Origin of the sequence: Haloarcula sp. CBA1129, from assembly GCF_008729015.1 — an archaeon.
In the GTDB taxonomy this organism is placed as follows: Archaea; Halobacteriota; Halobacteria; order Halobacteriales; family Haloarculaceae; genus Haloarcula.
On record NZ_RKSM01000001.1, the window covers coordinates 621,388 to 630,808 of the forward strand.

Below are 9,421 nucleotides of genomic sequence, written 5' to 3' on the forward strand. Positions count from 1 at the left end.
GATTACTCCGTCTGTGGTGGACGTGGCAGCGCCACGAACGTCGATTGCACCGGGCTGAACGGGTCATACACCGACTGGTGGCACTGACAGTAAATGTCGTTCGCCGCGTTGAAGCTCGCGCTCCCCGACTGCGTCTTGAATCCGGGCACACAGCAGAAGTGCGTGCACTTGTTCAGCCAGGCGATGAAGCCCTGATCGGTCGCCTCGGAGACGAACGACTGGACGTTTCCGGGGAGGTCAGCGTACTCTCCTTCGCCGTTGGCCATCTTCTCGACCTCGACCGATCTGATTATCTGGACCGGAGCGCCGTTCTTGCCGTCGCTGTTGGTCCGCCAGACGACGCTTGCGGGCTTCCCGACGCCGGGGTCGCCGATGCCGTTGCCCCAGTCCTCGTAGTCGTCGAACATATCGACTGTGAGCGGTTTGCCGGACTCGTACTCTCCCTGCCAAGAGAACGTTCCAGTGTCGTTGAGGAACGTATTGTTCCGCTCGGACTGCGGGTAGATGGCTGCAGTGCTCTGGATACCGCAGTACTGGAACCACTGCGAAGAGTAGTCGATTCCGCTCCCGCCGAAGTCCGACGCGACTGCTGCACCGGCGTTCTCGTCGTACTCAGGCCAGAAACCGCTGATTTCGCCGCCATTAATCTCGATAGGGATGATCGGCATTCCCCGCGGAGCCGGTCCGTCAGTGTTCTCGACGGCGACGAACGGGGTCGTCCCGCCACCTTCGCCGGCGGCGTCTGTCGTCGCGTCGACGGCTGCGGCGCCACCGACACCGACGCTGGAGAGCGCTGCACTCCCGACGACGCCCTTTACGAAGCGACGACGGCCTGTCTCAGCCGGATATTTGTCTTCATCAAGTGGCATATTATTTCTTGTAGTATGGGTACACTGCGCGTTTGAATGTCTCTGCGAACTCCTCGCCGTCCGCCACCGTCTCGCCGTCGACGTCTTCCTGACGGATGTAGAGGTCTTCCCACTTGCGACGGCGCTTCTTGACGATCATCACGTCGGGGAGGAACTCCTTGCGGTACAGCAGCATGATGAACGCCAAGTCGATGAAGATAGCCGTCAGGACGCCGCCCATGAACATGTTAGCCTCGATGAGGCGGACGGTCAACGTCGTCCCGATACCCGATGCCCACCCAGCAATCATACCGTAGGTGAACAGGCCGACGAGGCCGACCTGAATAACCGTCAGGAGTACGATGCCGACAGCTGCTGCTGTACTCTCGCGCGGCGGTTCGTACCGGTGGATATCACCGTAGGTGGAGCCTTCGGAGGCCATTAGTTGTTCCCTCCGCTAGTGTGGGGCGATTCGCCGTACTTCAGCTGGAAGAACGTGAATATCAGCGGGATGATGACTGCGAGCCCAGCGCCGAACCCGACAAAGTGGGGCTGGATGGGGACACCGGCGTAGTGAGGGTCGACCTCGACCGGGCCGCCGCCACCGATCGTTTGGGTCGGGTACTCCTCGCCGACGACGACAGCGCCCTTCATGTTGAGCCCTTCGTGGGGGACACAGAGGTACGGGTAAATGCCGTCCTCCTCGAAGGTGTGCTCGTAGTTGACGCCGGCACTGGAAGCCGTACTACCGGAGTCCAGCGGCCCGTCGCCGTCCGAGACGACGTTGTGGCCGCCGCCGTTGCCCGTCCATTCGAACTGGACGGTCGCGCCGTTGTCCACGTGAACGGCTGGCGGACCGAACCCGTACGCGCCGCCGTTGGCCTGCACGCCGACCTCGACAGTTACTGTGTCCTGCCCGGTCGCGTCGACGGTCGATCCGTCGAAATTCCCGACCGAATCCAGGAAACCGCCGTAGTCCGGGACGGTTTTGCCACCGTCACCGCCTTCCTCCTGTGCGGCGGCTGCGCCGGTGGCGCTGAGGGTCGCCGCAGCACCGGCGGCCCCCCCTGCTGTCCGGACGAACTCCCGTCTGTTCATATACACTCTGGAATCAGGACTGAGTTTGTATAAACCCACCGAATACCACCCGCAGGAACCGTCATTACCCGGCTTCGTCAGTCTCGCTGCCCCCGTCGGGAGACCCCGAATTCTCCGGGTCGAGCTCTGGGACGAACTCCGGTCGTTCGCCGTCCTCGAGTCCGATAGCCCGCAGTCTGTCTCTGTACTCCTCGGAGCGGAACGTATCCGAGAGTCGTGCGTTTGCGACGGTGAAAAAGAGGACGAGCGACACACCGAGGAAGGCAACGCCGGCCACGACTAGCAGCGCGATGCTGGTCCCTCTGTTGCCGATGACGCCAGCGGTCGCAAGTACTGCGCCCCCCAGCAGTGCAATCCCGGCTAAAAACTGTGCCCCGGCAATCGCCTGCAGCATCCAGTTCCCGAGTTCACCGCCTCCTTCGGGCACCTCTTCCGGCTGGGGAAGGGGCCTGTCGGGGACGTTTTCGGGCACGTCGTAGGAATCCATGGAACACAGCGCGACCGTGGGCTTTACGTCACGCATGACGGTCCCCTCGCCTTCGAGGCTGCCATCGGGATAGACGACAGCGTATCCCTCGTCGGAGTACGCAAGCACCCGCGGCGGGTCCCGGTGGCGCTCGATACGGGCGAACACGTCGCGGTTTGCGACGCGGTTTCGGAGGTCTCGCGTGACTCGGTCAAGCAGGTCGTCGCCGGTAATCCAAGACTCCTCGTCGAAGGCGACGTCCCACTCCTCGGCGGTCATCTCGGCCATGTCCGCCGGGCCGAAGTTGTCGAAGTCGTACTTCTCTTCGACCTGCTTTCGGAGCGCTTCGGTATCGAGTTCCTCGCCTGACTCGCCGCCATCGTCCGCCACAGTGCTGTCGTCCTCAGCTCCGTGTTTGCCGGGCTCGGTTTCGGCAGTTACCGCGTCCGCAGAGGTGTTCCCGCGCTCGTCCTCCGTGGGAGACGTCGAGTCCGGGTCGGCCATTGCCCGACTGTACGGACCGCGACGGCTTACAAGTTCTGACCTGCTGCATCCGGCAGTCTTTAGCGAGCACTGTCCCTAGGTCGGCCCATGGTGTCGGACGGCCTCGTGGCCACAGTCGTGTTGCTGTCGGTGACGCTTAGCCTCCCCTGTTTCCTGTACGGCGCGTACTACATCATCGAGACAGAGCCGGTCACTTGGGACGTGCTCGTACATCATCTGAAGTTCGTCACAACAGGGCTCGTGTTGACGACTGTCCCGATGGTGTTCTGGATGATCCCGCGCCTGCCGGACCAACTCGGCGGCCTGTCCGCTGTCCACGCGATGCTCGGCCTGCAGGCCTACGCGCTGCTCGCCTTCGGCGGGACAGGGATCGTTCGTATCTTCCGTGCAAAACGGGAGCACGACCTCTACAACGAGTACGACGAAGACCTGTTGCTAGACGAAATCGGCGATGAGACGTTCAGCCACTGGCGGTCTCGACTCCGTATCGGCGTGTTCGGATACGTCATCTTCTGGCTGCTGGCGTATCTGGTCGGTATCGCCCGGTATGCACTCCGGTACGTGGCGTAAGCGCCGCTGACAGCGGGTCTGATTCTCGGAATCTGCGAACAGCCTCTATGTTTCATTAGTCTTGCATGTCTATCGCTAGCTGTGGTTCCAATGTACGAACGCATCCTCTTTCCAACGGACGGTAGCGACGGAGCAGCAGCCGCACTGGCACACGCACGGGGTCTTGCCGAGACGCACAACGCGGCGTTACACATTATGACTGTCCTCGATACGTCGTCACCGCATATCGGGATGACCAGCGCAGGCCCGGAAGGAGCGACGACCGGCATGATTGCGGAGGAGCACGACGAATCAGAGCCGGGTATGGTCGGCGAGGAACACGATATCGACTCGTCGCTGCAGAAGCGGTCACAGGCTATCGTCGACGCGGCGGCAGACGAGATCGACACAGTCGACACTGTCACTGCTGTTGAACGCGGCCCACCACACAGCGCAATCCTCGACTACAGCGACGAAAACGACATCGACCTCGTCGTCATGGGGACCCACGGTCGAACGGGGGTCGAACGGTATCTACTCGGCAGCGTCGCCGAAAAAGTCGTTAGAACGTCTGATGTGCCTGTTCTCACTGTTCGCCTCGGTGAGGACGACAACTGAAGTGCGCGGGGCTACCACGCCTCGCCGCTGGCGAGGTCGACGTCGCTGTCCCCTTTCTCGGAGGGACAGATGTCTGCGAGCACGCACGCCTCGCAGTCCGCGGATCGTGCGCCACACACCGCTCGTCCGTGGTCGATGAGCAGATGCGTGAACTGTTGCCACTCATCGCTGGGAACCACGTCGAGCAGGTCCTGCTCGATAGCCTCCGGCCGCTCTTCCTCAGTGAGTCCCAGTCGCCGCGACAGGCGCTGGACGTGTGTATCGACGACGATGCCTTCGACGATGTCATGGCCGTGCTGAAGGACGACGTTTGCCGTCTTGCGACCGACGCCCGGCAGGTCGGTTAGCGCCGACATCGTGTCAGGTACCTCGCCGTCGTGTTCCTCGGCCAGAATCTCACCGATTCCCTGCAGATAGCCGCCCTTGTTGTTGTGGAACGTGATCCCGTAGATATCCTCGGCGAGTTGCTCCTCGGTGGCCGCGGCGTAGTCCTCGGCACTCTGGTACTTCTCGAACAGGTCTGCCGTGACCTCGTTGACTCGCTCGTCGGTACATTGTGCGGAGAGGACGACGGCAATCAGCAGTTCCAGACGATTACTGTAGGTCAGTGAAATAGTCGAATCGGGGTATTCCTCGTGCAGTCGGTCGACGACTTCCGTTGCCTGTTCCTCACGTGACTCCAACGGCGTTCCCATACCCCAGAGCAGTGCTGGGTTCCCTTTGACGTGTCGTTCTGCACTGTCTGGTACTCTGTGCTACCGTCACTCATACTACAACAACACCCTTGTATCAACTGTGAATGGGTTCAGGCGTGTCAGGACCAGTGTTCAGCCACGGCGAGCGGGTGACGCTCCACCCGCAGCAAGCAGCCGATAGCGACCTGCTACAGCGGTTATTAAACGACCCGCAGGTCCGGCATAATATCGGCTTCAACGAGCCACTCTCCGAGTCTGCCGCCGAAGACCTCGACAGTCGCGACGCCGACACGCACTTCGTCGTCTGTGTGGACGATGAGCCGGTGGGGACGTGTCTGCTTCACGAAGACCACCACCCGTGGGGATTTGGTGTGCTCGGGTACTCGATCTGTCCGGATCACTGGGGCAACGGCTACGCGACCGATGCTGTGGACTGTCTCGCACAGTATGCGTTTCAGGAACTGCGACTGAACAAACTCGGTGCGGACTGCTACGCCACCAACCCGGCTTCCGCGCGTGTGCTCGAAAAAGTGGGATTCCAACAGGAGGGACGACGCCGCGACCACGCCTTCGTCAACGGCGAATACGTCGACCTGCTGGAGTATGGCCTCCTCGCTACTGAGTGGACTCCCTGAAAGGGTTTCACACACTTCCCGAAGCTTCTTTCAGTATCCCCTCGTCGGCTTGTGTATGCCCGGACCAGCGTTCCTCCGGGGCGAGACAATAACGCTCCGAACGGTCGAAGACGAAGACGTGTCGTTCCTGCAAGAGACGGTCAACAACCCGGAAGTCAGACACGGCCTCTCAGCCACGGAGCCGATTTCCGAACGGGCTGAACGTGAGTGGGTCGAGTCCGTCACCAGCGGTGAGACCGATGATGTCCACCTGCTCGTCTGTGTCGACGGCGAGGCGGTCGGCATCATCGGGCTGAACGACGTCACAGACCGGATCGGAATGGCCGAGCTCGGCTACTGGCTCGCGCCGGACGCGTGGGACAACGGCTACGCGACCGACGCCGCTCGGACGCTCACCGAGTACGCCTTTCAAGAGCGACGGTTCCACCGGGTGTACGCGAAAGTCTTCGCCGGCAACGAGGGCTCTCAACGCGTGCTCGAAAAGGCGGGGTTCCAGCGGGAGGGGACGATGCGGGACCACTGGTTCCGCGATGGCCGCTACGAGGACGTGTACATCTACGGGCTGCTAGAGAGCGAACTGGACCGCGGTGAGTAGCTACAACTCGGCAAGGCCGCGCAGAACCGTGTCGAGGCCCGGCACGGTCCCGTCGATGTCGTCGAACGCTGTCGCCACCCGAACACGACAGCGCTGGTCAACGACAAACGCCGCTCGCTGCACGGTCCTGCCCTGTTTTCGGACGCCGAACTGGGTAGCGACGCCGTGGGTGTCGGCCAGCAGCGGGTAGGGAAGCGACAACGCCGCCGCGAGCGACCGACAGTCGTCGATACCCGCCGGGAGAACGCCAAAGACTGCGACAGCGTCCGATACGCTCGCCCAGTCCGTCTGGGCTAACTCCGTGAGAAGGGTCCGCGAATCGGGATCCTCGCCGGGGAGGAAGGCCACGACTGCCGGCGCACGGTTCGTTGCGGCCGACAGCCGATAGGCACCAACACCGCCGTCCGTGGTCCCCTGCAGGTCGAAGTCCGGGGCGGGGTCGCCGGGACTGAGCATACCGAGCGAACGGGGAAGCGGAACAAAAGTCCCGCGACCCAGACAGGCGACTGCTATTTACGCGGAGATACCGATAGCGGTGTCGGCATGAGCCCAGCGGTCCTTGGCCGGGAGTGCCACGTGGCATTTATTCTACCGAATTGGAGACGTTTCAGTCGCAAAGAAGCTTTATAAGCCGTCCGACCAACCACCGTCGTATGGGAATGGAGAATCTGCCACAGGAGATTACAGCCCTCGTTGGTCGCGAGGTGTATTCGAAAAACGGTGTGTTCGTCGGTGAAGTCGAGGACCTTCGGCTGGAACTCGACCGCAAGGAAGTGACAGGGTTGGCACTCCACCAGCTCAACACGGAGCTGTTCGACGAGGAAGTGAACGCAGCACGGGGCGTCATCATTCCGTACCGGTGGGTGCAGGCTGTCGGCGATGTCGTCATCGTCAGCGATATCGTCGAGCGGCTCCGCCAGCCCGAGGCCAGCGACGAAGAAGAAGAAGTCCCCGCCTAGTTCCCGTTCGAACTCTCGCTACTGGAGCTGTCGACGCCCATTGCCTCGAACAGTTTCCGTTTGACCGCTTCTTCAGTGAGTTCAAGCAGTGTATCTCTGTTGTCGTCGCTCGTATCCAGTCCGGTGAAGATGCCGAGCGGTATCTCCACACTGGCGTCGGTGGAGTGGCCCGCCGTCTCGCCCATCCCCCCGAACGCGTCCGATAGTACCTTGCCGATGTTCATCCGGATGTCCTTCGAGCGTGCAGCGAGGTAGATAGTGTCGTCGGCGATGGCGAACACTGCCGTCGTGGTGATTCCCTCCAGATTGAGGAGATGCTGGGCTGCCTGCGCCAGCGCGTCGCGGTCCCGGATGAACCCGGCGTTGGAGACGAGATGGCTTCCCTGCACCTCGCGGTTTCGGATTGCCTCGGCGAGCACGTCAAGCGTTTCCGGACTCATCGACGGCGATTCGACCTGTTCGAGCGTGTCGTGGTCGGCAAAGGGGTACAGGTACGCCGCGGCGGTCAGGTCCGCCGGCGTCGTGTCCCGCTTGAAATCCAGCGTCTCGGCGCGGATGCCGTACAGCAGTGCCGTAGCGACGCTCTGGTCGAGGTTGAGGTCCAACTCCTGAATGTACTTCGTCAGAATCGTCGACGTGGCCGAGATATTCGGCCGGATATCGGAGAAGGCAGCGTCGTGTTCGAGTTCGTGTTCGTGCTCGTAGTGGTCGATGACGATGTCTACCGTGTCGATAGCCGGTTCGCCGCCCTTGGCAACGTCTACGAGCGCGAACGTGTCGTACTCTTTGAGGTCGACATCCTCGTTCGAGGTCAGTTCGATACCGAGGAGGTTGACGAACGCGCGGTTCTCCTGATGGCCGATTTCGCCCTCGTAGATGATATCGGCCTCTACGTCGCGGCTCGCGGCGATGGACCGTAGCGCGGCCGCCGATGCGATGGAATCGGGGTCCGGCGACCGGTGGATGAGTATCGCCATGCGTTCCTCGGTCCCGTCGATGACATCCCCGAGCTGTGAGGCCTTGTACTCCAGTTCGCCGGTTTCTAGCGCTCGAAGCGCCGAGTCCGCGATGACCGCGGAGGGGTTGATGACCACGTCCGCGCCGAGTTCGGTCAGGTCGTCGGCCGACACCGGGTCGTCGGCGCGTGCGACGATGAACTGCTCGCCGCCGGACTCGCGGATGTTCTGGACTGCCTCGGCGTTGGCGTTTACGTCCGGGGACATGATGAGGACCACATCACGGTCGGCAACCGTCTGGGCGACGTTAGTCTCGCAGATATCGGCTTGCTGTGCGTTGAGGTCCTGATCACGGAGCGCCTCGACCCGTCCCTCGTCCGCGTCGAGGATGAGTACGTCTTTCCCCTCCTCGACGAGTTCTTCCGCCACGGCGTGGCCAACACTCCCACACCCGAGGATGGCGTAGGTCGACATAGAGGCCATCGTGATGCCGCTGGCTGTACTCATTAGTGTCTGTATCGCTTGGCGTCAAGCCTCTTTAATGCCAGCTATTTCTCCACCAACTGGGAACGGCCTCCTGTGAGAGCGACTCGAGAGGCGGTCAAACGTCGCCCAAGACGGTAATCGTCGCGCCTCGCACGGTTCTTATGCCAGTCCATCGCTGCTAGCCGACTGTGTGTGCAAGAGTCGTGAGACCGACCGACACGAGGCGTCCGAATGAAAACCTATTTTACCGGGCCGTCCAGAGAAATGAGTGCACTGGGCCGGTAGCTCAGTCTGGCAGAGCGACGGCCTCTTAAGCCGTCGGTCGAGGGTTCAAATCCCTTCCGGCCCGTTTTCCGGCGAACGAACGTGAGCAGTGAAAACGCTCGAAGGGTTTGAGCTAGGGAGGTCGCGCACAGCGGAACGAGCACGTCCGACCGTGGTTCAAATCCCTTCCGGCCCGCTTTTGCGCTGACTCATCCGTGAGGAGCGAAGCGGATATCGAGCGAAAGTGAACTGCGAAGGCCGACCGCTTGGCTCGTTGATCGACGTACAGTCAGCTCAGCCGTTCAGTTGCTTCCGCATCTCGACGTGTGGGATACCGGCCTCCTCGAACTCGTCGCTGACCGTCTCATAGCCGAGCTGCTGATAAAACGGCTCGACATGGGTCTGTGCGTGGAGTTTGAGCTTCGTCGCGCCGTCGTCACGCGCGGCGTCTTCGGCGGCTCGCATCAGCGCTGCGCCGACGCCATCCCCCCGATGAGGTTCCCTGACTGCGACCCGCTCGACCTTGCCGACCGTGGACTCGGGGAACCGGAGTCGAGCCGTGCCGACGGGCTGTTCGCCGTCACTGGCCAGAAACTGGACGGCATCCGAGTCGTTCCCGTCGAGTTCTTCGTCCTCGGAAACGCCCTGTTCCTCGACAAACACCGCTGTTCGGACGGCTGTTGCCGCCTCTTCGAACTCCTCCCACGTCCCAACTTCGACAGTGTAGTCGCTCATGCCAGTCGCTTTG

General features: G+C 61.9%; 13 protein-coding genes and 1 tRNA gene. 6 read left to right on the top strand and 8 right to left on the bottom strand.

Annotated elements, in window-relative coordinates; genetic code table 11:
* Nucleotides 1-2: 2 nt before the first annotated feature.
* The 4 genes from Har1129_RS03035 to Har1129_RS03050 all read right to left on the bottom strand — a co-directional run bounded on the left by Har1129_RS03035 (nt 3) and on the right by Har1129_RS03050 (nt 2,916).
* A complete protein-coding gene (locus Har1129_RS03035; RefSeq protein WP_151099319.1) occupies nt 3-869 on the bottom strand; it encodes a ubiquinol-cytochrome c reductase iron-sulfur subunit in 867 nt (288 codons plus the stop codon).
* Between the two features lies 1 nt (nt 870).
* On the bottom strand, nt 871-1,290 hold the full coding sequence (locus Har1129_RS03040; RefSeq protein WP_151099320.1) for a hypothetical protein: 420 nt from the start codon (nt 1,288-1,290) through the stop codon (nt 871-873).
* Nucleotides 1,290-1,946: a halocyanin domain-containing protein gene (locus Har1129_RS03045; protein ID WP_151099321.1), complete on the bottom strand. Its 657-nt coding sequence runs from the start codon at nt 1,944-1,946 to the stop codon at nt 1,290-1,292. Before Har1129_RS03045 ends, Har1129_RS03040 begins: the two co-directional genes overlap by 1 nt.
* 64 nt (nt 1,947-2,010) lie before the next feature.
* Nucleotides 2,011-2,916 (bottom strand): hypothetical protein, encoded by a 906-nt coding sequence (locus Har1129_RS03050; protein WP_151099322.1) that lies wholly within the window; start codon nt 2,914-2,916, stop codon nt 2,011-2,013.
* A gap of 87 nt (nt 2,917-3,003) precedes the next feature.
* Between Har1129_RS03050 and Har1129_RS03055 the strand changes: the two genes are divergently transcribed.
* Together Har1129_RS03055 and Har1129_RS03060 are read left to right on the top strand one after the other, a co-directional pair.
* Complete coding sequence (locus tag Har1129_RS03055) at nt 3,004-3,486, top strand: hypothetical protein (RefSeq protein WP_151099323.1); 483 nt, start codon at nt 3,004-3,006, stop codon at nt 3,484-3,486.
* A 90-nt stretch (nt 3,487-3,576) separates the two neighbouring features.
* Nucleotides 3,577-4,083 (top strand): universal stress protein, encoded by a 507-nt coding sequence (locus tag Har1129_RS03060; RefSeq protein ID WP_151099324.1) that lies wholly within the window; start codon nt 3,577-3,579, stop codon nt 4,081-4,083.
* Nucleotides 4,084-4,094: 11 nt separating this feature from the next.
* Here Har1129_RS03060 and nth read toward each other — a convergent pair whose 3' ends face one another.
* Nucleotides 4,095-4,778, bottom strand: a complete 684-nt coding sequence (nth, locus tag Har1129_RS03065) for an endonuclease III (RefSeq protein WP_151099325.1) — start codon at nt 4,776-4,778, stop codon at nt 4,095-4,097.
* 116 nt (nt 4,779-4,894) lie between these two features.
* Here nth and Har1129_RS03070 point away from each other — a divergent pair, with 116 nt between their 5' ends.
* Complete coding sequence (locus Har1129_RS03070; RefSeq protein ID WP_225307728.1) at nt 4,895-5,413, top strand: GNAT family N-acetyltransferase; 519 nt, start codon at nt 4,895-4,897, stop codon at nt 5,411-5,413.
* A gap of 55 nt (nt 5,414-5,468) precedes the next feature.
* A complete protein-coding gene (locus tag Har1129_RS03075) occupies nt 5,469-6,008 on the top strand; it encodes a GNAT family N-acetyltransferase (protein ID WP_151099327.1) in 540 nt (179 codons plus the stop codon).
* On the opposite strand, the gene Har1129_RS03080 is transcribed toward Har1129_RS03075, so the two are convergent.
* A complete protein-coding gene (locus Har1129_RS03080) occupies nt 6,009-6,464 on the bottom strand; it encodes a redoxin domain-containing protein (RefSeq protein WP_151099328.1) in 456 nt (151 codons plus the stop codon). It lies immediately after the preceding gene.
* A gap of 203 nt (nt 6,465-6,667) precedes the next feature.
* Between Har1129_RS03080 and Har1129_RS03085 the strand changes: the two genes are divergently transcribed.
* Complete coding sequence (locus Har1129_RS03085; RefSeq protein WP_151102076.1) at nt 6,668-6,967, top strand: PRC-barrel domain-containing protein; 300 nt, start codon at nt 6,668-6,670, stop codon at nt 6,965-6,967.
* Here Har1129_RS03085 and Har1129_RS03090 read toward each other — a convergent pair.
* A complete protein-coding gene (locus Har1129_RS03090) occupies nt 6,964-8,430 on the bottom strand; it encodes a DHH family phosphoesterase (RefSeq protein ID WP_151099329.1) in 1,467 nt (488 codons plus the stop codon). The genes Har1129_RS03085 and Har1129_RS03090 overlap by 4 nt on opposite strands.
* Before the next feature lie 254 nt (nt 8,431-8,684).
* Here Har1129_RS03090 and Har1129_RS03095 point away from each other — a divergent pair.
* Nucleotides 8,685-8,758: transfer RNA gene (locus Har1129_RS03095), tRNA-Lys, on the top strand.
* 209 nt (nt 8,759-8,967) lie between these two features.
* Here Har1129_RS03095 and Har1129_RS03100 read toward each other — a convergent pair.
* Nucleotides 8,968-9,408 (bottom strand): GNAT family N-acetyltransferase, encoded by a 441-nt coding sequence (locus Har1129_RS03100; RefSeq protein ID WP_151099330.1) that lies wholly within the window; start codon nt 9,406-9,408, stop codon nt 8,968-8,970.
* Nucleotides 9,409-9,421 lie beyond the last annotated feature (13 nt).